This is a genomic window from Novosphingobium rhizosphaerae (genome assembly GCF_050920675.1).
In the GTDB taxonomy this organism is placed as follows: domain Bacteria; phylum Pseudomonadota; class Alphaproteobacteria; order Sphingomonadales; family Sphingomonadaceae; genus Novosphingobium; species Novosphingobium rhizosphaerae.
Genome location: NZ_CP137861.1, coordinates 3,847,890 through 3,869,913, shown reverse-complemented (window position 1 = coordinate 3,869,913; position 22,024 = coordinate 3,847,890). Strand labels below are relative to the sequence as shown.

The window sequence follows — 22,024 nt, the reverse complement described above, 5'->3', positions numbered from 1 at the left end:
CGTTCAGAACTCGAAATCGGGGCCGGTGGTAACCGTGCCCAGCAAAAGGGCATCGGCCACGAGCGCCAGCGGGCTGGCATCGGCACTGCTGGCGCGGCGGTCGATCAGATCGGCAAAGCGGCGATAGATGCGGGGATATTCGTCGTTCGATGCTTCCAGACGCAGCGCGCCGTCGATTTCCAGGCGATGCCCGCCCTGGCGGAGCACCAGTTCGCCGTCGGCGGTGTGAACCACGATGTCCCACTGCTGGTCGCCGGGGTGCAGGATGGACAGGTCGGCGATGATCGGGGCGCCCGTGCTGCAGCGCATCTGCACCTGGGCATCGGTGGGTGACTGCCGGTTGGCCGGCATTTCCAGCTGGGCGCCTTCGACGCAGATGCCCGAGGGCAGGATTTCGGTGAGAATCGAAAAGGCGTTGATCGCCGGATCGAACACGCCGAACCCGCCCTTGGCCAGCAGCCAATCCTGCCCCGGATGCCATTGCCGCACGTCTTCGCGCCAGGTGATGTGCACGGCGGTGATGCTGCGGTTGGCCAGCCAGGCCCGCGCGGCTTCCACCGCTTCGCTCTCGCGCGAATGCCACGCGGCATAAAGCGTGACCCCGGCGCGGGTGGCCAGTTGCGCCAGCGCTTCGGCCTGGGTGGGGGCGGCGGCCGGGGGCTTTTCGAGCAGCACATCGAGCCCGGCGGCGATCGCCTCGCGTGCCAGGGACACGCGCACCGCCGGCGGCGTGCACAGGGCCACGGCATCGAGCGAACCGGCTTCGCCCGCCAGCATTTCAGCCAGGCCGGCATAGCCGCGCACGCCGTCAAGACGGTGCGTCGGATCGGCCACGGCAACCAGTTCAAACCGGGAATTTCCAGCGATGGCAGGAAGATGCTGGTCGCAGGCGATCTTGCCCAGGCCCACCAGGCCGAGGCGGATCGAAGGTTGGGACATTCCAGGCTCCTCAAACAAGCACGCCATCGCGCTCTTTACATTTATCATATATATATGGTTAGAGAGGTCAATGGGCGGGGATGGCGACGCAAAATGGCGTTCTGGCCCGGAAGAAGGCAAAGGAAGGAATGGCAGCGGTGGCCAACGATAGCACGAAAAACCAGAGCGGCCCGGGCGGTAGCGGCTTGCGTTCGCGGGCCTGGTTCAACAATCCCGAATCGGCCGACATGACCGCGCTCTACCTTGAACGCTATCTCAACTATGGCCTGACGATCGAGGAACTGCAGTCCGATCGCCCGATCATCGGCATTGCCCAGACCGGCAGCGACCTTTCCCCGTGCAACCGCCATCATCTGGTGCTGGCCAGCCGCGTGCGCGACGGCATTCGCGAGGCGGGCGGCATTCCCATCGAATTCCCGCTCCATCCCATCCAGGAAACCGGCAAGCGGCCCACCGCCGGGCTCGATCGCAACCTCGCCTACCTGGGCCTGGTGGAAGTGCTGTTCGGCTATCCGCTCGACGGCGTGGTGCTGACCATCGGTTGCGACAAGACCACTCCGGCCGCGCTGATGGCGGCGGCCACGGTCAACATTCCCGCGATCGCGCTGTCGGTGGGCCCGATGCTCAACGGCTGGCACGATGGCAAGCGCACCGGCAGCGGCACGATCGTGTGGAAAGCGCGCGAGATGCTCTCCAAGGGCGAGATCGACTTCAAGGGCTTCATCGAACTGGTCGCCAGCTCTGCGCCGTCCACCGGCTATTGCAACACCATGGGCACAGCCACCACGATGAATTCGCTGGCTGAAGCGCTGGGCATGAGCCTGCCCGGTTCGGCCGCGATCCCGGCGCCGCACCGCGACCGGCAGGAATGCGCCTATTACACCGGCAAGCAGATCGTGGAAATGGTCGCCGCCGATCGCAAGCCGTCCGACATTCTCACCAAGTCCGCGTTCCTCAACGCCATTCGCGTCAATTCGGCGATCGGCGGATCGACCAATGCGCCGATCCACCTCAATGCCATTGCCCGCCACGTGGGCGTGGACCTGACGCTGGACGATTGGGAAAGCCATGGCGCCGACATTCCGCTGATCGTCAATCTCCAGCCCTCGGGCGAATACCTGGGCGAGGACTATTTCCGCGCGGGCGGAGTCCCTGCGGTGATGGGCGAACTCGCTCGCGCCGGCCTGCTCGATGGTGCGGCCTTGACCGCCAATGGCAAGACCGTGGCCGAGAATGTCGCCCACGTGACGATCGCCGATGAAGAGGTGATCCGCCCGCTCGACCGCCCGCTCAAGCCGGCAGCCGGCCTTACCGTGCTGGGCGGCAACCTGTTCGACGCCGCCGTGATGAAGAAGAGCGTGATCAGCGACCAGTTCCGCGCGCGCTACCTGTCGAACCCCGATGACCCCGAGGCGTTCGAAGGCAAGGTCTTCGTGTTCGACGGCCCGGAAGACTATCACGCGCGGATCGACGATCCGGCGCTCGGCATCGACGAGCGTTCGATCCTGGTGATCCGCGGGGCAGGGCCGATCGGCTATCCCGGCGGGGCCGAGGTCGTCAACATGCGCCCGCCCGCCGCGCTGATCCGCGCCGGGGTCGGTGCGCTGCCGTGCCTGGGCGACGGACGCCAGTCGGGCACCTCGGGCAGCCCCTCGATCCTCAACGCCAGCCCGGAAGCGGCGGTGGGCGGTGGCCTGGCGCTGCTGCGCGATGGCGACCGCATTCGCGTGGATCTCAACACCCGCACGGTCGATCTGCTGGTGTCGGACGCCGAAATGGCGGAGCGCCGCGCCGCCTTGGCGGCCGAGCCGTTCCGCTTCCCCGAAGACCAGACGCCGTGGCAGGCGCTGAGCCGCAAGATCACCGGCCAGTTCGCCGATGGCGCGGTGATCGAGGATGCCGTCCGGTTTCAACGGGTGGCGCAAGTCTATGGGGTGCCCCGTGACAGCCACTGATACCACGATCGATATCGCCGCCGCGCAGGTGATCCAGGTCGCGCGGCCGGGTGCGATGCACGGGCGTGACTTGCTGGGCGAAGGCGTGCTGTGGTCGGCCCGCCAGCATGCGCTGTTGTGGGTCGATATCATCGGCCAGCGCATCAACCGGCTCGACCTGGCCAGCGGGCTGGTGGCCGAATGGCCCGTGCCCGACATGATCGGCTGGGTGCTGGAGCGCGAGGGCGGCCCCGGCTTCATCGCCGGCCTGCGCAGCGGCTTTGCCACGATCACGCTCGATCCGTTTTCCTGCGTGCCGATCGGCGCGCCAGAACCCGATCTGCCGCGCAACCGCATGAACGATGCCATGGTCTGCCCACAGGGCAGGATCTGGGCCGGCACGATGAACATGGACGGCGAAACGCCGACCGGCAATTTCTACCGCCTCGATCATGACTTGTCGTGGACCAAGGTGGACAGCGGCTATCGCATCGCCAATGGCCCGGTGCTTTCGGCCGATGCGCGCTGGCTGTACCACACCGACAGCGCGCTGGGCCGCGTCTATCGCTTTGCCTATGCTGCCGATGGCTCGCTGGGCCCGCGCGAGACGTTCCTGGAATTTCCCGAAAGCTGGGGTTCGCCCGATGGCATGACGATTGACAGCGATGGGGGGCTGTGGATCGCGCATTGGGGCGCGGGCTGCATCAGCCGCTTTGCCGCCGATGGCACGCGCACCCACCGCGTGGCGCTGCCCGCCAGCCAGATCACCAACCTGGCGTTTGCGGGTGACAATCTCGATCGCCTGTTCGTGACATCGGCCGCCGATGGCGTGGACGAGCCGGCCGGTGGCGCGCTGTTCGAAGTGGTGGGCACCGGCTTTCGCGGGTGCCCCACGCCGCGGTTCGGCGGCTGACTTCGTGTCAGGATCAGCCGTTTCAGGCCAGGGCTTCCTCGTTGCGGCGAATGGCATCGAGTGCGTCCTCGATGATCACGCGCATGCGGGTTTGCGCGGTGGCGTCGTCGCGCGCCAGGATGGCGTCCATCACCGCTTCGTGCGCGTCGAGATCGGCACTACGCCCCACGATGCGGTTGGTATAGCGGATCGAGGTTTTCAGCGCGGTCGACACCACGTCGCGAAACTGCCCGAAGAACGGATTGCCCGAGGCCTTGAGAATGGCCACGTGAAAGGCAACGTCGGCTTCCAGCACGTCATCATGGCCGGCGTCGGCCGCCTGCATGCGGGCAAAGCCGGCGCGGATCAGGGCCAGGCCATCCTCGCTCGCCTCGCGCGCGGCCATCGCGGCGGCGGCCGGTTCGATCGCCACGCGCAACTGGCCGAAATGGCGCAAGAGGTCGATCGAGAAGCGCCGCTCCAGCATCCAGCGCAGCACGTCGGGATCGAACAGGTTCCACTGGCTGTCGGGCTGGATGATCGTGCCCTGGCGCGGCCGGGCGCTGACCAGACCCTTGGCCGTCAGCATCTTGACGGCCTCGCGCGTGACCGAGCGGCTGACACCGTGGGTTTCGGAAAGTTCCGCCTCGGTGGGAAACGACCGACCGTTGAAGGCGCCGCCCACGATCAGCAGGCCCAGGCGGTCGAGCAGGCCATAAGTGAGATTGCGGCCGAGCGCGTCGCGCGCTTCGAGCGGTTGAAATGCCACGGTGATCCCTTCGCTGTGGGGTGCTCTTTTAATCATATAAATAGACGCGAGGGCCGATTGGCAAGACCAAATGCCCCGCGCGCGCAAAGAGAGGGCGGGAAATGAGCCTATCGACACTCGATGCCTTGGTGGTGGTGGCCTATGCCGTCTTCATCTTTGCGCTGGCCCAGTGGGTCAGCCGTGAAAAAGCCGGGCACCAGACCGACACCACCGACTATTTCCTGGCGTCCAAGTCGCTGCCGTGGTGGGCGATCGGCGCGTCGCTGATCGCGGCCAACATTTCGGCCGAGCAGATCGTGGGCATGGCGGGGTCGGGCTATGCCATTGGCCTGGCCATCGCGTCCTATGAATGGATGGCGGCGGCCACGCTTTTGCTGGTGGCCAAGTATTTCCTGCCGATCTTCCTGGCCAACGGCATCTACACGATGCCGCAGTTCCTGGAGCAGCGCTTTGGCCCCACGATCCGCACGGTCATGGCGGTGTTCTGGTTGGTGCTCTACGTCTTCGTCAACCTGACGTCGATCGTCTGGCTGGGCTCGATCGCGGTGATGCAGGTGGCCGGCGTCAACCAGGACCTGGCGCTGGCCGGGCTGGGCGTGTTCGCGCTGCTTTATCAGCTGCGCGGCGGGCTCAAGGCCGTGGCACTGACCGATATCGTCCAGGTCACGCTGCTGGTGCTGGGCGGGCTGGTGATCGCCTGGCTCACGCTGGGGCAGATCGGGCAGCTCTATGGCGACGGGCCGGGCATCGTCTCGGGCTTCAAGGCGCTGGTGGCGCAAGCGCCCGATCACTTCCACATGATCCTGTCGGCCGACGATCCGCATTACAAGGACCTGCCGGGCCTGTCGGTGATCATCGGCGGCATGTGGATTGCCAACCTGTCGTACTGGGGCTGCAACCAGTACATCATCCAGCGCGCGCTGGCGGCCAAGAGCCTGCCCGAGGCGCAGCGCGGCATGGTCTTTGCCGGTTTCCTCAAGTTGATCATGCCGATCATCATCGTGCTGCCCGGCATTGCCGCCGTGCTGCTCGCGCCCAATCTGGCCAAGCCGGACCAGGCCTATCCCGCGATGATGCGCCTGCTGCCGCCGGGGCTGCTCGGCCTGGTCTTTGCAGCGCTCGTGGCCGCAATCATCGCGTCCACGGCCAGCAAGATCAATTCGATCGCCACGATCTTCACGCTCGATATCTATGCCCGCTTTGCCAAGGGAGAGCAGAGCGAGAAGAAGCTGGTGACCGTGGGCCGCATCGCCGCCGCCGTGGCCGTGGTGATCGCCATTCTCACCGCGCGGCCGCTCCTGGGCGGGCTCGACCAGGCGTTCCAGTATATCCAGGAGTTTTCGGGCTTCGTCACGCCGGGGATCACGGTGATCTTCCTGCTCGGCCTGTTCTGGCCGCGCGCGACCGAGGCCGGCGCGCTGACCGGGGCAGTCGCCTCGGTGCTGCTCAGCCTGGTGTTCCGCTTTGGCGGGATTGCCGCGCTCGAAGCGGTGCCGTTCATGAACCGCATGGCGATCATCTTCGTGATTTCGCTGCTGCTGGCCATGGGGGTATCGCTCGCGCGCCCGCAGGTGCAACAAGGCGCCGGTATCCGCAAGGAAGCCACCCTGTTCCGCACCAGCACCGGCTTTAACCTGGCGGCGCTGGCAATCCTGGCGATTCTCGTCGCTCTCTATGCCTTTTGGTGGTGATTTGACCGTGAACGACCGTTTCCTTGCTATCGACTGGGGCACCACCAATCGCCGCGTCTATCTGGTTGATCAGGCGGGTTCCGTGCTGGACACTTTCCGCGACGATCGCGGCGTGCTCGGCGTGGGGCGCGATGGCGGGCCGGCCGCCTTTGCCGACGAAGTGGCCGCGATCCGCGCGCGACTGGGTGACCTGCCGGTGATTGCCGCCGGCATGGTCGGCTCCCAGCGCGGCTGGGCACTGGTGCCTTATCTTTCGTGCCCATCCGGTGCGGCGCAGATTGCCGGCGCCTTGTACGAAGTGGCGCCCCGCACCTGGATCGTGCCGGGCCTGTCGGACCCGCGCGGCGACGTGATGCGCGGCGAGGAAGTGCAACTGCTCGGCGCGGTCCACGCAGGCCTTGCCCCGCCCGATGCGTTGTTGTGCCAGCCCGGCACCCATTGCAAGTGGGCGCGCATGGAAGGCGGTGCCGTCGCCAGCTTTGCCACCAGCATGACGGGTGAGATGTTCGCCCTGCTCAAGCAGCACAGCCTGCTGGCCGAATTCCTCACCGGCCCGGTGGCCGACGGCCCGGCCTTCCGCGCCGGGGTGGCGGCCAGCGGCGATGGCGCGCTGCTTACCGCGCTGTTCGGCGTGCGCGCCAGTGCGCTGCTTGGCCTGCGCGCGGTGGAAGACAGTGCCGCCCATGCTTCGGGCCTGCTGATCGGCAGCGATGTGCGCGGCGCCGGCGTGGGGCCGGATAGCGACGTTTACCTGTTGGCCGATCCGATGCTCGGCGCGCTTTATACGGCGGCCATTGCGCAATGCGGCGGCCGCGCCCACCTCGTTGATAGCCATGCCGCGTTCGTTGCCGGCATCGCCCAGATCTGGAGCCTTGTTCGTGACCGTTGACCATACCGCTGCCGATCGCGCTGCCGCCGATAGCTTTGCCCGGGCCATGCGCCATTGCCCGCTGGTGGCGATCTTGCGCGGGGTTCGCCCCGACGAGATCGAGGCCATGGCCGATGCCTTGGTCCAAGCTGGCTTTTCGATGATCGAAGTGCCGCTCAATTCTCCCGATCCGCTGGTGTCGATCGCCAAGATCGCCCATCGCTATGGCGAGGATGTGCTGGTGGGTGCCGGCACCGTGCTGACCGTGGCCGAGGTTGAAGCCGTGCACGCTGCTGGCGGCACCCTGGTGGTTTCGCCCAACGTCAACCCGGCGGTGATCGCGCGCAGCGTGGAACTGGGCATGGTTTCGCTGCCTGGCTATGCCACGCCCACCGAAGCCTTTGCCGCGCTGGAAGCGGGCGCCCACGGCCTCAAGCTGTTTCCCGCCGAAGCGGCCAGCCCACCCGTGCTCAAGGCGCAACTGGCAGTGATCCCGCGCCATGTGCCGGTGCTCGCCGTGGGCGGCGTGACGCCGGAAAACCTGTCTGACTGGATGGCGGCTGGCGCGGCCGGCGGCGGCCTGGGTTCGGCGCTCTACAAGGCCGGGCGCAGCGTGGAAGACGTGGCCAAGGCGGCCAAGGCCTTTGTGGCCGAAGTGCACCGCCTGATCGATTGAGACCTCGCAGCGCATAAATTTCTTCGTCACCCCTGGCTTGACCTGGGGTCTCGCTTTCTTCCGGCCTCGCACTTTGGGTCAAGAAAAGCGGGACCCCGGATCAAGTCCGGGGTGACGTGTTCAGGAAACGCAGACGCAAAAAAAAACGGCAGCGCGGGGATTATCCGCGCTGCCGGCAAGGTGGACTTCATGCGTCGAAGTCAGAACTTGTAGCCGACCGTGGCAAAGACCTGGCGCGGCGGGATATATTCCACGCTGGTGGTGCCAGAACCATAAGGATCGGCGAACTTGTTGCTCACCCCGGCCTTGTCGGTGATGTTGGTGCCGGTCACCGAGAAGGTGAAAGGCGAAGCATCCGGCTTGTACTGGATCATCACGTTGCCGATGGTATAGGCCGGCACGGTATCGAACTGCGGCACGTTGAAGATGCGCGAGTTGAACTTGCCGCGATAGACCACTTCGCCGCGCAGCATGAGTTCGCCCGGGCCCACCGGGGCGGTATACGTGGCGGCAAAGCTGCCCTGCACGCCCGGCAGCTTGGGGATCTTCTTGCCGTTGGTGTTGGTCGAAGCCGCCATGACGGCGGAAATCACCCGCGAGTCATAGTACCAGCCCGCGGGATAGCCCAGCGCCGCATACGTGGTGGCGCGAATGTCTTGTGCGGTCTGCTTGTCGATCGTGTAGTAATCGCCGTGGAACTTGCCTTCAGCCAGGGCCAGGTTGCCGTCGAAGCGCAATTGCTTGGTCGGCGCCCAGGTGGTTTCGAATTCCACGCCATAGGTTTCCGCGCGCGGGATGTTGGCGGTGCCGCCGGCAAAGGGCACCGGATCTTCGGCGGTGAACTGGAAATCCTTGTACCAGTAGTAATAGCCCGCGACGTTGAGGCGCAGCGTCTTGTCGAAGAATTCGTTCTTCGAACCCACTTCGGCCGCCCAGACGGTTTCCTTGCGGTACGTGCTCTTCACAAAGATGGAATCGCCGCTGAACGTCACGCCGCTGGGCTTGTAGCCCTTGGAGCCGGTGACATAGAGCATGTTGGTGGGCGTCACCTGGTATTGCACGCTGACCTTGCCGGTCACCGCGTCGCTGGTGGCGGTGCGCGGTGGCACGACGGCGAAATACTGCACCGGCTGGGCGGAAATCTTGTCCCAGCTATAACGCGCGCCGCCGATCAGATCCAGCTTGTCGGTGGCGTGGATCACTGCCTGGCCATAGCCGGCCCACGAGGTGTGCTGATAGGGGCTGTCGGTCTGGAACGACACCGCCTCGCCCGTGGCGGGATCGGTTGAAAAGCCGCCGGTGGTATATTCCAGGATGTTCTGCAGGGCGTGCTGGCGCAGGTAGAAGCCGCCGACCACCCATTCGACCGACTTGTTGGGCGTGGACGAGGCCGAGACTTCCTGCGTCCAGGTGCTGCTCATGTCCTGCCACTTGACGATGTTGTCGTGATAGTTGGCATAGACGAAGCGGTCGTTGTCGCCGCTCTGGTTCTTGTTGAGGTACTGGTAGGCGGTCACCGACTTGAGCACGACCTTGTCATCGATCGTCTGCGCGATCGACAGGTAGGCCATGCGCGTCTTGGTGACGTACTTGCCGCCATAATCCTGGTTCACCACGCGCGGGTCGGAACTGGGATCGGCGATGTAGGTGGTGCTGCCGGCGGCCGGATCGGTGCTGCACAGCAGGCACTTTTGCAGCGCGGCGTTGTGGCTGGCGTCGAACGACTGCGCCGAAAGCGTCACGGTGGTGTCGGGCGAGGGCTGCCACAGCAGCGAGACATGGCCGCCGATGTTGTTGGCATCGTCCAGCGGATACTTGGCATAACCGGGCACGCCCGCGGCATAGCCATAGCCATCGTGGCGCAGGTATTGCACCGTGCCGCGCAGGGCGAGCGTCTCGGCAATCGGCACGTTGAGCGTGCCCATGGCGCGCACATAGTTGTAGTTGCCATAGGAAAGCTGGGCTTCGCCGGTATACTGGCCCAGCACCGGCTTGCGCGTGATCACGTTGATGGCGCCGCCGGTGGACGTCTGGCCGAACACGGTGCCCTGCGGCCCGCGCAGCACTTCCACGTGATCCACATCGAGCAGATCCTGGTTCAGGGCCACGACGTGGGCGATATAGACCCCGTCGATGTGGAAAGCGACGCCGGGCTGCGAATTGGGATTCTGCGCGGTTTCATAACCAACGCCGCGAATGGCGATGACACGTTCGTTGCCCTCGCTCTTGGTCACGGTCAGGCCGGGAACGAAGCCGTTCAGATCGGCCAGTTCCGTGGCGTTGCGCTGGCGCAGCGCCTCGTCGGAAACGGCGCTGATCGCAATCGGGGCCGATTGCAGGTTCACTTCGCGCTTTTCGCCGTTGACCACGATGGTGCCGATGGGGCTGCCATCGGCATCAAGTTCGGGTGCGGCCACGGGAGCCGGTTCGGGCGCGGCTTCGGCGGCGCGGGCAGAGGTGGCGGCAAGCGCCAGTAGCGATGCAGTGGCAGTGAGCAGGACGGATGACGGGCGCATGGGTTTCCCCCCTCGAAAAATGCTTTTCATCGCTTTCAGGCAGCCCCTCGGCTGTGTTTTCTCCCTGAACCTGGCCTTGATCGTGGCAGGCATGTTTGTGGCGCCAGCATCGGTGGACATGCGGTCCGCGGTCTTGCGCGGCAACGCACGAATAGTTGACCGATCGGCATTGCAGCAAGCGCCATGTTGCGATGCGGTGCGCCACGGATGCCGGAATCTTGCCTACTGGTTGCGGGTGCTGTCCAAATCTCTTGCGCGCAGGGACAAGACGTGGCGCACTGCATCATGCCACGTCCGGCCCAGGCAAACGCCCGCCAAGACGCAAAGGAACATAGCCTTGTCCGTGATCACGCCTTCCGCCCCCGTGCTATCCCCGGTGACCAGCCGTGCCGCCTGGCGCGGCGACGAGCTCGCCCGCGGCCAGGACTGGGTCTACGAACTTTCGCCCGCGCAGATTGCCGAGCTGGAAGCGCTGGGCACGCGCTTCATGGCCGAAAACCCCGATCTGCGCACGGTACAGGCGCAGGACTATCCGCTGGTGGAAACGGCCCAGGCTTGCGAGGAATGGCGCCAGGAAGTGGATTTCGGGCGCGGCTTCGTGCTGGTGCGGGGCCTGCGGGCAGAGCTCTATTCCGATGCCCTGTCGTGCGCGATCTATTACGTCCTTGGCTTGCACATGGGCGATCCCATCCGCCAGAACGAGATGGGCGACCTGATCGATCACGTCTATGCCACGTCAGACAAGACGATGGACGATCCCACCGCGCTGTCGTCCAAGGTGCGCGACAAGCTGGTCTACCATTCGGACAGTTCCGATATCGTCGCGCTGATGTGCCTGCGCGGCGCGCGCGAAGGGGGGCTTTCGTGCCTGGTTTCGGGCGCGGAAATCTATAACGAGATCCTGCGTCGGCGGCCCGACCTGGCGCCTTTGCTGTTCGAACCATTCCACTGGGACTGGCGCCGCCAGGACCACGAGGCGCCGGCCGATACCTATACTTCGCCGATCGTCAGCCTGGAGCAGGGCGTGTTCAGCATGTATGCCGGCTCGCTCTATATCCTGACGGCGCAGGAATATCCCGGCGTTCCGCAGTTGACCGAAGACCAGATCGAGGTGCTGCGCCTGTTCGACGAGATCACCTATGAAGAAGGCATGGCGATCGAGATGGATTTCCGCCCCGGCGATATCCAGTGGCTGTCGAACTATGCCGCGCTCCATGCCCGCACCACGTTCTGGGACTGGCCCGAACCGCAACGCAAGCGCCACTTGCTGCGCCTGTGGCTGTCGAGCAAGGGCACGCGCCCGGTGGTCGAAGGCTTTGGCAAGAATGGCGTGGTCCAGCACCGCGCGGCCCCGCGCGACGGCGCGGCCGAGCATCCCGATGCGCATTTCGACGTGCGCGGCATGTCGGTGCCCCGCCTGATCGCCTGACGCAAACGCGCCGAACAAGTCAGCCCGGCGGAGCGATCCGCCGGGCTTTTTCGTGGGTCGCGTCGGAAACAGGCACGCGCCGGTGCCCCATTAGATGATCGTCACCCCGGACTTGATCCGGGGTCCCGCTTCTTTCTCGGCAGCAAACAGAAAAGCGGGATCCCGGGTCAAGCCCGGGATGACGGGGCCAGGATAACCTGGTGGCGGGGCCGCAGCGCAGCTGCCGCCAGCGCCACTGGCAGGCATGCGCCACCCAGCAGCCAAAGCGCCCCGGCATAGCTGCCGGTCCATTGCGCCAGAACCCCGGCCAGGCCCGGCCCCAGCGCGGCAAGGCCGGCGAGCGTCCAGCACAGGGCCAGGCCCGCCGTGCCGGTTTCGGGGCCGAACCAGTCCATCAGCAGCACCGTCACCGCCATTGCGACGAGCGCCGAACCGACTCCGAAGAGGGGGACGAAGCCCCAGTTGACCATGGGCGCACCGCCTTGTGCCAGGGCGCCCATGCCCAGCGCGGTGGCGACCATGGCGAGGGTGAGCAGCGTGACCGCCCGCACATGGCGCAGGGCAAATCCGGCAAGGCCGGTGCCGAGTGCGCCGAGCAGCCCTTGCACGGCCAGAACGCGCGCCACGGCGCCGTCGCTCCAGCCAAGGGCGGGGGTAAGATGCGCGGGCGCAACGCTCAGTGCGGTCATGATCACCGCCTGGCTCAGGACCATGGCCAGGGCCAGCACGGCAAAGCGCGCGTTCAGCAGCGGGCGCCACCAGCCAGCCGTGCGCGGCGCATCGGGGCTATGAGACTCTGGCGGATCGCGCAGGACCAGGAACAGCAGCGCGGCAAGTGTTAGCGCGATGGCGCAAGTGCCGCGCCAATAGCCGATGCCGCCGTCAATCAGCGCCTGCCCCACGGCCGGCCCGGCGGCATTGCCCAGCGCGCCGGTCATCAAGTAAAGCCCCAGCACGCGCTCGGTGCGCGGGCCGGACCAGCCCGCGATCATCGTATAGGCGGGGGTGTTGGCGAGCAGCGAAAACCCGGCGCCCACCAGCGCCATGGCCGGCAGCAGCAGGCCAAGGCCGGTGGCCAACCCGGCAAGGGCGAGGCCCGCCGCCATGACCAGCGCGCCGCCGGTCATCGTCAGCCGCCCGCCGATGCGTGCCATCAGCCACACCGGCAGCGTGGCCCCCACGCTGGCGCCGACGATCACCATGGTGAAGGCCGCGCCCAGCGCCGCCGGGCCAAGCTGCAGCGCCTGGCCGCTGGCAAACAGCGCCAGCCCCATGCCGGCAAAGACAATGCCCTGGCCGGCAAACAGCGCCAGCGACACGGCCGCCGCCACCGCGCCTTCACGCCAGGTGAACGCGCGCGCGGCCTGGTTCATTCGGGCTTTTCGCCCAGGATCTGCACGCGATAGCCCGAGCGCACTTGCGGGAAATAGTCCCAGATCGCCGAATGCTGCGCGCAGCGATTGTCCCAGAACGCGATGGAATGCTGCGCCCAGCGGAAGCGGCACTGGAACATCGGGTGCTGCACGTGTTCGTAGAGATAGCTCAGGATCGCGCGGCTCTCGATGGCGGGAATGCCCTCGATATGGGTGGTGAAGCCACGGTTCACATAGATGCACTTCTTGCCGGTGACGGGATGGGTGCGGATCACCGGGTGGCTGTGGCGCGGCAGCTTCATGCCTTCGGGCGTGATTCCGCCAAAGCCGACCACGGCATCGTGCACGGCGGTCAAGCCTTCGAGATAGGCCTTCATCCGGTCAGACAGCGCATCATAGGCGGCGTACATGTTGGAAAACACGGTATCGCCGCCCACCGGGGGGATGGTGTGAAGATAGAGGATCGAGCCCATCGGCGGCGCTTCGTCGCAGCTCATGTCCGAATGCCAGTCCTCGCCGGCCACGAACGTGCTGTTCTCGTCGGCGTGGATGATCGTCACTTCGGGGTGGCCGGGTACCTGCCAGGGCTTGGTGCTGGGCGCGATGTGCACGCCGCCGAAATATTGCGCCAGGCGGATATGGTCTTCGTGGGAAAGCGGCTGGTCGCGGAAGAACAGCACCAGGCGATCGGCCATCGCGGCTTTCAATTCGGCCACTTGCGCCTCGCTCAGCGGCTTGGTCAGGTCCAGGCCGGAAACCTCGCCACCGATCGCGGGGGTCAGTTGGGATACCGAAATCGTTTCATAGGTCATCGCAAGATTTGCCTTCTTCAAAGAAGCGGCCAGGCCATGCGCAGCGGCAGGCCCGAGCGGGAAACCACGGCCTGCGCAGCATCCTGCGCCTGGGCCAGCAAGAGATCTTCATCGATGGTGGTGCAGCGCCCGGCCTCGACCAGGCGTTTGCCGTCCACCCACACGCTGTGCACGCCGCGCCCATCGGCCGACCACACCAGTTGCTGCGCGGGATTGTGCAATGGCACCCATTCGGGCCGGCGCGCATCGTGCAGCACCAGGTCTGCCCGCGCGCCCACGCTCAGCGTGCCGACCTGGCCTTGCAGCCCCATGGCGCGCGCGCCGTTGACGGTGAGCATTTCCAGCGCGCTTTCGGCCGGGAACAGCGCAGTATCGCCGCGCGCGTCCTTCCACAATCCGGCCATCAGCCGCGCCGAAGGTATCAGGTCGTGGCGGTCGCCGCCATCGGTGCCCAGCGCGATATTCACGCCCGCTGCGGCCATTTCGGGAAACAGCCCGCGCGTGGTGGCCTGGTAGCCACCCTTGAGCGAGGCTTCGGGGCAGTGCACCACATGGGTGCCGCTCTGCGCCAGCAACGCCACTTCGCTCGCGTCCACATGCACCATGTGCACCAGCGATAGATGGTCACCCAGCACGCCCAGGTCTGCCAGCCATTGCACCGGCCGCTTGCCGGTGTTGGCCAGGTACCACTCCGGGTCGCCCACGGCGGGTGCCATGTGCGCCGCAATACGCAAGCCGCGCTCGCGCGCGATGGCGGTGGCGGCCTGCCACAGTTCGCCCGTGTTGGTCATGTGCCCGACCAGCAGCGGCCAGGCGGCGATCAGCCGCCCATCGTCGGGCCAGGCGGCCAGGTCCGTCTCGAACGCATCGAGCGCCGCGCGGGTGAGCGTGGCCTGGTCGTCTCCGGGGGCAAAGGCGCGGTCCATGCACCAGCGCCCGATGCGGCCACGGATGCCGGTGCCCTCCAGCGCCTGCGCTACCGCGTCGAACGCGATCAGCGTGCCTGCCTCCAGGAACGTGGTGGTGCCGGTCTTGAGCATGGCCAGCACCGCCAGCCGCGCGGCAATCGCCTGCTCTTCCGGCGTATGACCCTGATAGAGCGGGATCACCCACTGGTTCAGCCCTTCGTCGAACGGCAGCGCCTCGGGCAGGAAATTGCGCAGCAGCGTTTCGGTCAGGTGCACATGGGCGTTGACGAAGCCGGGCGTGGCCACGAACCCGTGCGCGTCGATCACCTCGCGCGGGGCCACCTTGGCGGCCACGTCCGCGCTTGGCCCCACGGCCACGATCCGTCCCTCCGCCATGGCCACGGCGCCATCGCGGATCACGCGGCGCCGCGCGTCCATCGTCACCAACATGGCGCCAGTGACCAGGGTATCTACCGACAGCACGTCAGCCAAAGCGGAAGGCCGAAATGTCGGCCATCATCACGTTGTCGGTGAAATCGCGCTTGCCCGGCGCATCGGCAGCGGCACCTGCCGCCACCATCAGCGGGATGAGATGCTCTTCGCGCGGATGGCTCTGCCGCCCGGCCGGCGCACTGGCCCATTGCGACAGCGCCTGCCAGCGCGCCTGCGGTTCGCCTTCGATGGCCTGGGTCAGCCAGGCATCGAACGTGGCCGAAGGCTGCGTGGCGGCGGGCGAGAAGAACGCGCGCATATTGTGGAAGCTCATCCCCGAACCCACGATCAGCACGCCTTCCTCGCGCAGGGCGCCCAGCGCCCGGCCGCAGCGCAAGTGTTCTTCAGGATCGAGATCGCGCTTGAGCGAGAGCGGCACCACCGGAATATCGGCCTCGGGCGTGACGAGCAGGAAGGGAATGAACACGCCATGGTCGAACCCGCGGCGTTCGTCCGTGCGTGCGGGCAGCCCTTCGGCCTTGATCAGCTCCACGATCCGCTCGGCCAGTGCCGGTGCGCCGGGCGCGGGGAATTGCAGTTCGTAAGTGTGCGGGGGGAAGCCGTAGTAGTCATAGATCATGGCGGGCGCCGAGGCGGTGGAGGCGGTGAAGGCGTCTTCCTCCCAATGCCCGGAAATGACCACGATGCCCTTGGGCCTTTCCGGCAGGCTGGCGATCAGGCCCTTCAGGTAAGCGGCAGTCTTGTCCCAGGCATCGGCCGGGCCACCCATCGCGCGCCAATCCATGAAAAAGCACGGGCCACCGCCATGGGGAATGAACAGGCTGGGCATCCGGGTTGCGGAATCGGGCATGACGTCGCTTGGCTCCTTGGGCATCGGCATTATCGCATCATCGTCACCCCGGCTTGATCCGGGGTGACGGATGCAAAGCCGCAACGATCGGTTCTCGATGATCAAACCATCGCCCACCGCCTAGAAGCGCAGGCCTCTGCTGTCTTGACGGCACGCGCAAGCAATTTTGCATGGCGCGCGCGGAGCATGGCCAAGTGCCTGGAAAACCGCGTTCCGCATGGGGGCCAAGTTGATGGCTGGCGCCCTCGTTCTTGCTGGCGGGCTTGCGCGCTTGGCAAGCGCGCGGGGGTGGGGTTTGATGCGCTTGCCATCCATAGTTCAGGGACTCGTTGCGCCACATGTCCGCCAGCCACGCCCGTCAGGCCGCCCAGGTTGCCATCGCCGCCACCATTGCCAACACGCTGTGCATGACGGCGGCGATTTCCGCCACGATCGGCGTGTTCCTGGTGCCGATCGCCGAGGATTTCGGCTGGCCGCGCGCCGGGGTTTCCGGCGTGCTCGGGCTGATCTCGGTGATCAGCGCGATCAGCTATCCCCTGATCGGCCGGGCGATGGACCGCTTTGGCGCGCGCTGGCTCTTGCTGGTGGGCAATCTGGGCTTGGCGGCAGGTATCCTGCTGGTTTCACGCGCCAGCGGCACGATGCTGGACTTCTACTGGCGCTTTGCCGTGGTGGGCCTGTTCGGCACGATGGCGGCCACGGGCATGGTCAGCAAGGTGGTGTCCAACTGGTTCGATGCGCGGCGCGGGCTCATGCTGGGCGTGACGGCAGGCGTGGGCAATGGCGTGGGCGCCACGATCATGCCGATCGTGGCCGGGCTGGTGCTGACCAGCCATGGCTGGCGCGCGGGCTATGCCACGATCGGGATGATCGTGGCGCTGGCCGCGCCGTTCATTGCGCTGTGGCTGCGCGATGCGCCCCCGGCAGTGCAAGGCGCGCCGGCGGCGCCGCTGGCCAGCGGCATGAGCCTGGGCCAGGCCATGCGCACCAGCGCGTTCTGGCTGATGCTGCTGGCCGTGGCGGCCGGCGCTGGCGGGATGACCGCGATGTTCACCCACGTGGTGCCGATCCTGACCGGCCATGGCGTTGGCCTGGCAGAGGCAACCGGCGTGGTGGCGGTGTTCGCCCTGGTCACGGCCGGATGGCAGGTCGTGACCGGCGGGTTGCTCGATCGCTTTCGCACCCCGCGCCTGCTGCTGCCGATGTATGCCAGCGCGATGATCGGCATGGTCGTGCTGCAATTCTACACGGGCAGCCTGGCAATCATCCTGGCCGGCGCGCTGCTCGGCATCGGCATGGGCGCGGAATATGCCGCGCTTTCTTACTTCGTGTCGCGCTATTTCGGGCTGCGCCACTTCGGCACGATCGTGGGCACGTTCTATGCCGTGGTGGCCTTCATCCAGGGCGTGGCGCCGATGCTGATGGACATGAGCTTTGACCGCACCGGCTCTTATGCCGGGGCAACGCTCACCATCGTCGGCGCCCTGGCGGCCGGCATGGTGCTGCTCGCCCTGCTGCCGCACCCCGATCGCTTTGCCCAAGGGCAGGGGCGCCGGGCCGATGACGTGGCGCCGGGCGATCTGGTGCTGGCCTGATGACCGTCGTCGTTTTCGGATCGATCAACCGCGATCTGGTGATGCGCGTGCCGCGCCTGCCGCTGGCGGGGGAAACCGTCGCGGCCACCAGCTATGACCTGTTGCCCGGTGGCAAGGGCGCCAACCAGGCCGTCGCCGCGGCGCGCCAGGGCGTGCCCACCGTGATGCTGGGCGCGGTGGGCCATGATGCCCACGGCGATGCCATGCTGGCTGCACTGGCGCAGGCGGGCGTGGGCACTGGCGCCATCGCGCGTCTGCCCGGCCCGACGGGCCTGGCGCATGTGTTCGTTTCCGATGAAGGCGAAAACCAGATCGTCATTGTCGGTGGCGCCAATGCGGCGCTGCCCGCGCCCGATGTCTTTCCCGCCGGCGCAGCGATCGCCGTGGCCCAGGCCGAAGTGCCCACCGCGGCCGTGGCGCGCTTCCTGGCCCTTGCGCACGAAGTTGGCGCACGCACGCTTTACAACGCGGCGCCTGCGCTGGCCGAGGGGCGGGCGATCCTGCCGCTGGCCGATATCGTGGTGGTCAACGAAACCGAACTGGCGTTTTTCCTGGGCGAAGCCGTGCCAGAAGGCGATACCGCCCTTGCCGCTGCGGCGCGGCGCCTGATGGCGCGTGAGGGCCAATGGGTCATCGTCACGCTGGGTGGGGCTGGTGTTATTGCTGAAGGGCCGGGCGGCACTGTCCGCCTGCCCGCACGCGCCGTGCCGGTGGTGGACACGACCGGTGCGGGCGACACCTTCTGCGGCGTACTTGCCGCGCGGCTGGCGCAAGGCGAGAGCATGGCCCAATCGCTCGCCGTGGCGGTGTTCGCCGCCGGCCTTTCCGTCCAGCGCCTGGGCGCTGCTGCCTCCATGCCCACGCGGGCAGAGGTGGATGCGGGGCTGGCCTTGCTGGACCACTGACGCTGCGGTCGGCAGCGGGGGGCTTCGACAAGCGCCACCCGAACGGAATTCAACGAAAATTCCCCCGCCTCCGTTCGCCCTGAGCCTGTTGAAGGGCGCCTGCACTGCACGTGCCAAATCGAAATACAAAAAGCGCCGGAAAGCCCAAGGCTCTCCGGCGCTTCCTTGCGACCCTCTACAGGGCTTACTTGGGATCCTTGACCACGCCCTTGGCGGGGAACATGTCGCGGTCGATGCGGGCGTGCACGCCCAGGGTGCCGTCCACCACTTGCGTCACGCCGAAATCGGCGGCCACGCTCATCAGCGAATAGGCATCGTTGCGCGAAAGGCCGACTTGCTCGCCCAGCAGATGGAGCATGTCGAGCGAGGCGTTCTTCATCGCCGCGTCCAGATCGTCGCCAAAGCCATGGACGATCCAGTGCTTGGGCGTTTCCAGCAGGGGCGAGGGGAAATCGAAGTCCTTGCGCAGGATGATCTGGAACAGGCAGTTGAGCGAGCTTTCGATCGCCGTGCCGGAAATCTCGCCATCGCCCTGGCTCACGTGCGGATCGCCGATCGAGAACAGCCCACCCTTGACCTGGCACTTGTAATACATCGTGGCGCCCGCGCCGATGCGCCAGTTGTCGATGTTGCCGCCGTGCAGGCCGGGGGGAATGGTGCTGACCGGCTCGTTCACCGCCGGGGCCACGCCGGCGGTGCCCAGGTGCGGGCGGGCCGGGATGGTCACGCCGGGGAGCGCAGGCTGGCGATCGCACACCGGGCAATTGGTAATCGTGCCGGGCACCAGGTACTTGCCCGGAAAGTCATAGGCATAAAGCGCGCTTGCGGTCTGCGTGGTAGGATCGAGCTGGTAGATCGTCACCCGCTCTTTCTCGTCGAATTCCTGATAGAGGTGGCCCCAGTTGGCCGCCAGGTTCGAGCCATAGTTGTTGCGCGGCACCATCTGGAGATAGCGCACTTCCAGCATGTCGCCCGGCTCGGCCCCTTCCACGAAGATCGGCCCGGTCATGATATGAACGCCGGGCGCGCGCGTGGTGGGGTCGATCTCCTTGAAGATGCGCTCCACCCCTTCGTCGAACATCAGCTCGGGCGCGTCGCCCGCGTGGTGGGTCACGGCTTCGGCATGAACCAGGTCGCCACTGCGAATCGTGAGCGCCGGTTTGATGTCGGGCGAAAAATAGCCCCAGTGCACGGTCTCGGGCGTGGCTTTGAGATAGTGCAGGGCGCCGGGCGCCGTATCCGCCTGCCGATGGCCGTGGTTGCAGACCAAACTCATGCGTGTGCCTCGTTTCGATGGGTATCAGGACGGCATCGTTTTCGGGCCAATGCTGCGCTGCGGTCTTGTTTGCGCGCGCCCTATGACTTGGCCTGATGACCGGGCCCGCCGAACGCCCGGGTCAACAATCGGTGCGCGCAGGTCCAAGCCGCGCAAGGCCTACCCGCGCCACAAGGCGGCATCGTTCAATTGGCCCATGAAAGGCGCGCCGATGCCCAATACCTTGATCTTTGTCGACATGCCCAGCGACGATCCCGCCGCGGCAGGGCGATTCTATGCCGAAGTGTTCGGCTGGCAGAACGATGAGAAGCCTGCCGGCGTCTATCATCGCATGGTGCCGGGCGGACAGTTGAAGAATCCCGATGGCAGCGACAGCGCGATCGGCAACCTGCACCTGGGCATTTTCGATGCTGCCAATGCCCGCCCGCATCCGCAGGCCGAAGGGGTGGAACCGCGCGCCCTTGCCACGCAGGGCCGCAAGCCGCGTATCTGGATCCTGATCAGCGACGATGACAGCGCCGATCGCATTCTGGCTGCGGCCGAAGAGCGTGGCGCTACGATCCTGTGGCGCAACCACTATTGGTCCACCTTCAACGGGTATAACCATGCGTTCCAGGATCCCTGGGGCAACGAAATCCTGCTGTGGGGCAAGGCTGGTCCCGATCCGCAAGTGCCAGCCGATTTCACCCGCGAATAAGCGCCGAATTCCATATTGCAGCGCAGCACGAGTTGCCGCACAGTTTCAACAATTCGTGCTGCCCTGCTCAAGACCCACGCCAGGCACTGCCGTTATGGTGCCGACAGACCCCGCCAAGACCCGAATTGTTCAGGAGTTTGCGCCCGTGACCCTCGTTACCGACAGCTTCATCCACTCGCTTGGGAGTTCTGCCACGGACCTCGCCGAGGCGGAGACCCTGCCGCCCGAGTGCTATACCAGCGCCGAATTCTATGAGTTCGAGAAAGAAGCGCTCTACAACCACGAATGGCTCTGCGTGGGCCGCGCCGATTGGGTGGCCAAGCCGGGTGACTATTTCTCCACCCGCGTGATCGGCGAACCCATCCTGGTATCGCGCACCCTGGATGGTGAAATCCGTGCCATGTCCGCGGTGTGCCAGCACCGCGCCATGCTGGTGGCCGAAGGGCATGGCAATGCGCGCGGCTTCCTGTGCCCCTATCACCACTGGAGCTACAACCTCGATGGCAAGCTCGTCGCCGCGCCGGCGATGAGCAAGACCTGCAATTTCGACAAGGCGCAATACAGCCTGCCCACCTTCAAGGTGGAGCTGTGGAACGGCTTCATCTTCATCAACTTCGATGCCGATGCCGCTCCGTTGGCCCCGCGCCTGACCGCCGTGGCCGAGGCCATTGCCGGCTATGACCTGGCCGGGGCCGAAGGGCCGCGCCCCGATCCGGCGCCCACGCTGCCGTGGAACTGGAAGGTCATGTTCGAAAACAACAACGATGGCTATCACGCCAGCCGCCTGCACCACGGGCCGCTGCACGATTTCGTGCCATCGGGCCTGGCGGTGTTCCCCGAAAGCGATCCGGCCGACGGCGGGTTCCTGCGCTTCAACGGCACCTTGCATGCCGATGCGAGCTTCAACGCCACGCAAAAGGCGGTCTTGCCGGTGTTCCCCGGCCTTTCCGACGAAGCGCGCATGCGCATGACCTTTGCCAATATCCCGCCCACGCTCAGCCTGGTGATGATGAGCGACATGGTGATCTACCTGATCCTGCGGCCCACCGGCCCGGAATCGCTGGAGATGGACACCGGCTTCCTGTTCGCGCCCGGCGCGATGGCCGATCCCGCTTTCGATCACAAGCTGGACATGAACATTCGCGCTTCGGGGCACATCATCGCGCAGGATCTGCACGTGGATGAACTGGTGCAGCAGGGCCTGCGTTCGCGCTTTGCCCCGCGTGGCCGCTATTCCTGGCAGGAAGGCGCGCAGGGCCAGTTCAACAAGTGGTTGGTGCACCGCTATCGTGCCACGCACGAACGGCTGTCGGGCTCGTCGCCATCGCATGGCGAGCTGGTTCGCACCTGACCCGAAGCGGGGCAACCTTGTTTGCGGCGCAGCATTGCGTGTCATCACAGATGGCGTAAGGTGGTTGCCAGGCCGGTAATCATAAGCCGC

General features: G+C 66.1%; 18 protein-coding genes. 10 read left to right on the top strand and 8 right to left on the bottom strand.

Features of this window, described 5'->3' with window-relative positions; all coding sequences use genetic code 11:
• Positions 1 to 3 precede the first annotated feature (3 nt).
• A complete protein-coding gene (locus R9J51_RS17445) occupies positions 4 to 939 on the bottom strand; it encodes a Gfo/Idh/MocA family protein (protein ID WP_179505245.1) in 936 nt (311 codons plus the stop codon).
• A gap of 137 nt (positions 940 to 1,076) precedes the next feature.
• Here R9J51_RS17445 and R9J51_RS17440 point away from each other — a divergent pair, with 137 nt between their 5' ends.
• Positions 1,077 to 2,894 carry an IlvD/Edd family dehydratase gene (locus tag R9J51_RS17440; RefSeq protein ID WP_432787627.1) on the top strand — a complete coding sequence of 606 codons (1,818 nt, stop codon included), beginning with the start codon at positions 1,077 to 1,079 and terminating at the stop codon, positions 2,892 to 2,894.
• Entirely contained in the window at positions 2,881 to 3,786 is a 906-nt protein-coding gene (locus R9J51_RS17435) for an SMP-30/gluconolactonase/LRE family protein (RefSeq protein WP_432787625.1), read from the top strand. Before R9J51_RS17440 ends, R9J51_RS17435 begins: the two co-directional genes overlap by 14 nt.
• A gap of 22 nt (positions 3,787 to 3,808) precedes the next feature.
• Here the strand turns inward: R9J51_RS17435 and R9J51_RS17430 are convergent, their stop codons facing one another.
• Positions 3,809 to 4,570, bottom strand: coding sequence for an FCD domain-containing protein (locus R9J51_RS17430; RefSeq protein ID WP_179505243.1), 762 nt, complete (start codon positions 4,568 to 4,570; stop codon positions 3,809 to 3,811).
• Positions 4,571 to 4,635: 65 nt separating this feature from the next.
• Between R9J51_RS17430 and R9J51_RS17425 the strand changes: the two genes are divergently transcribed.
• The 3 genes from R9J51_RS17425 to R9J51_RS17415 are packed head-to-tail and all read left to right on the top strand — an operon-like array spanning position 4,636 to position 7,769.
• On the top strand, positions 4,636 to 6,225 hold the full coding sequence (locus tag R9J51_RS17425) for a sodium/sugar symporter (protein WP_168557602.1): 1,590 nt from the start codon (positions 4,636 to 4,638) through the stop codon (positions 6,223 to 6,225).
• A complete protein-coding gene (locus tag R9J51_RS17420; RefSeq protein WP_179505242.1) occupies positions 6,209 to 7,114 on the top strand; it encodes a 2-dehydro-3-deoxygalactonokinase in 906 nt (301 codons plus the stop codon). Before R9J51_RS17425 ends, R9J51_RS17420 begins: the two co-directional genes overlap by 17 nt.
• A 46-nt stretch (positions 7,115 to 7,160) precedes the next feature.
• Positions 7,161 to 7,769, top strand: a complete 609-nt coding sequence (locus R9J51_RS17415; protein WP_179506537.1) for a 2-dehydro-3-deoxy-6-phosphogalactonate aldolase — start codon at positions 7,161 to 7,163, stop codon at positions 7,767 to 7,769.
• A gap of 200 nt (positions 7,770 to 7,969) precedes the next feature.
• Here the strand turns inward: R9J51_RS17415 and R9J51_RS17410 are convergent, their stop codons facing one another.
• Positions 7,970 to 10,285 carry a TonB-dependent receptor gene (locus tag R9J51_RS17410; protein ID WP_179505241.1) on the bottom strand — a complete coding sequence of 772 codons (2,316 nt, stop codon included), beginning with the start codon at positions 10,283 to 10,285 and terminating at the stop codon, positions 7,970 to 7,972.
• 337 nt (positions 10,286 to 10,622) lie between these two features.
• On the opposite strand from R9J51_RS17410, the gene R9J51_RS17405 reads away from it, so the two are divergent.
• Positions 10,623 to 11,714, top strand: a complete 1,092-nt coding sequence (locus tag R9J51_RS17405) for a TauD/TfdA family dioxygenase (protein WP_168557605.1) — start codon at positions 10,623 to 10,625, stop codon at positions 11,712 to 11,714.
• A gap of 167 nt (positions 11,715 to 11,881) precedes the next feature.
• Here R9J51_RS17405 and R9J51_RS17400 read toward each other — a convergent pair whose 3' ends face one another.
• From R9J51_RS17400 to R9J51_RS17385, 4 genes are read right to left on the bottom strand one after another with little or no spacing between them, the layout of a single operon-like run.
• A complete protein-coding gene (locus R9J51_RS17400) occupies positions 11,882 to 13,087 on the bottom strand; it encodes an MFS transporter (RefSeq protein ID WP_179505240.1) in 1,206 nt (401 codons plus the stop codon).
• Positions 13,084 to 13,899, bottom strand: coding sequence for a TauD/TfdA family dioxygenase (locus R9J51_RS17395; RefSeq protein WP_179505239.1), 816 nt, complete (start codon positions 13,897 to 13,899; stop codon positions 13,084 to 13,086). Before R9J51_RS17395 ends, R9J51_RS17400 begins: the two co-directional genes overlap by 4 nt.
• Positions 13,900 to 13,916: 17 nt before the next feature.
• A complete protein-coding gene (locus R9J51_RS17390; protein ID WP_432788006.1) occupies positions 13,917 to 15,290 on the bottom strand; it encodes an amidohydrolase family protein in 1,374 nt (457 codons plus the stop codon).
• Between the two features lies 1 nt (position 15,291).
• Positions 15,292 to 16,110, bottom strand: a complete 819-nt coding sequence (locus R9J51_RS17385) for a DODA-type extradiol aromatic ring-opening family dioxygenase (RefSeq protein ID WP_432787622.1) — start codon at positions 16,108 to 16,110, stop codon at positions 15,292 to 15,294.
• Between the two features lie 338 nt (positions 16,111 to 16,448).
• On the opposite strand from R9J51_RS17385, the gene R9J51_RS17380 reads away from it, so the two are divergent.
• Positions 16,449 to 17,705 carry an MFS transporter gene (locus R9J51_RS17380; protein ID WP_179505238.1) on the top strand — a complete coding sequence of 419 codons (1,257 nt, stop codon included), beginning with the start codon at positions 16,449 to 16,451 and terminating at the stop codon, positions 17,703 to 17,705.
• A complete protein-coding gene (locus tag R9J51_RS17375; RefSeq protein ID WP_432787620.1) occupies positions 17,705 to 18,610 on the top strand; it encodes a ribokinase in 906 nt (301 codons plus the stop codon). Before R9J51_RS17380 ends, R9J51_RS17375 begins: the two co-directional genes overlap by 1 nt.
• Before the next feature lie 184 nt (positions 18,611 to 18,794).
• On the opposite strand, the gene R9J51_RS17370 is transcribed toward R9J51_RS17375, so the two are convergent.
• Positions 18,795 to 19,886 (bottom strand): acetamidase/formamidase family protein, encoded by a 1,092-nt coding sequence (locus R9J51_RS17370; protein ID WP_169476392.1) that lies wholly within the window; start codon positions 19,884 to 19,886, stop codon positions 18,795 to 18,797.
• Positions 19,887 to 20,097: 211 nt separating this feature from the next.
• Here R9J51_RS17370 and R9J51_RS17365 point away from each other — a divergent pair, with 211 nt between their 5' ends.
• A complete protein-coding gene (locus R9J51_RS17365) occupies positions 20,098 to 20,583 on the top strand; it encodes a VOC family protein (RefSeq protein ID WP_179505237.1) in 486 nt (161 codons plus the stop codon).
• A gap of 145 nt (positions 20,584 to 20,728) precedes the next feature.
• A complete protein-coding gene (locus R9J51_RS17360; protein ID WP_432787617.1) occupies positions 20,729 to 21,934 on the top strand; it encodes an aromatic ring-hydroxylating oxygenase subunit alpha in 1,206 nt (401 codons plus the stop codon).
• Positions 21,935 to 22,024 lie beyond the last annotated feature (90 nt).